Here is a 933-nt window from a genome sequence, read left to right as displayed (position 1 = left end):
GTGTCAGCCCTTCCGTGGACACCCCGGGTGGGGCCTGTGCGAACGTGGTGTGGATGCCGAGGACGTGCGCCGGGAACCTGCCGCCGAGGACCGTGGTGATGTTGCCGCCCCAGTCGCCGCCGTGGGCCAGGAACGTGCGGTAGCCGAGCCGCCCCATCAGCTCCACCCAGGCGGCGGCGATCTTCTCGGTTCCCCAGCCGGTGGTGGTCGGCTTGTCGCTGTAGCCGAAGCCCGGCAGCGACGGGGCCACGACGTGGAACGCCGGCGCGTCCGGACCGGCCGGTTCCGCCAGTTCGTCCACGACGTCGACGAACTCGGCGACGCTGCCCGGCCAGCCGTGCGTCAGGACCAGCGGGGTGGCGTCCGCGCGCGGGGAGCGGCGGTGCAGGAAGTGGATTCCCAGGCCGTCGATGACCGTGCGGAACTGGCCGATGCGGTTCAGGCGCGCCTCGAACGACCGCCAGTCGTACCCGGTGCGCCAGTAGTGCGCGACGTCGGTGAGGTCGGCGAGCGGAACGCCCTGCCCCCACCGGCCGGGGGCGGACGCGGCGTGGTGGACCGTCTCGGCCTCCGGCAGCCGGGCCGCGGCGAGTCGGGCGCGCAGGTCTTCGAGGTCGGCGTCGGCCGCGTGGGCCGTGAAGGCTCGTACGTCGCTGGTGGGCGGGGGCATGGGACCTCCTGGCCGTCGAGGGACCGGCCACGACACGCGTGAACCGGCTATGACGGTTCTAGCAGCCCGCCGAGCCAGGTAGCAACCGGCTAAGGTGGTTCCATGAGTGCCGCGTTCCCTGACTTCCGCCTCGGCAGCGTGCTGGCCACCAGCTTCACGGGCACCCTCTCGGAGCGTCACGGAAACCCGGTGGAGCGCATCCCCACGCCGCACCGACTGGTCGACTGGCTGGCGGTGGACGGACTCGCCGTGGACTCCTGCAC

General features: G+C 72.6%; 2 protein-coding genes. One reads left to right on the top strand and one right to left on the bottom strand.

Features of this window, described 5'->3' with window-relative positions; genetic code table 11:
* Positions 1-670, bottom strand: a 670-nt coding sequence (locus KUM32_RS39480; RefSeq protein ID WP_217146562.1) for an epoxide hydrolase family protein, incomplete at its 3' end; no start/stop codon positions are given.
* Between the two features lie 102 nt (positions 671-772).
* Between KUM32_RS39480 and KUM32_RS45530 the strand changes: the two genes are divergently transcribed.
* Positions 773-933: ABATE domain-containing protein (locus tag KUM32_RS45530; RefSeq protein WP_374227610.1), on the top strand; the 161-nt coding region annotated here is incomplete at its 3' end.

This window comes from Streptomyces sp. AC627_RSS907 (genome assembly GCF_019049165.1).
The sequence above is the reverse complement of the archived record's forward strand: the minus strand, read 5'-3'. Positions and strand labels throughout refer to the sequence as shown.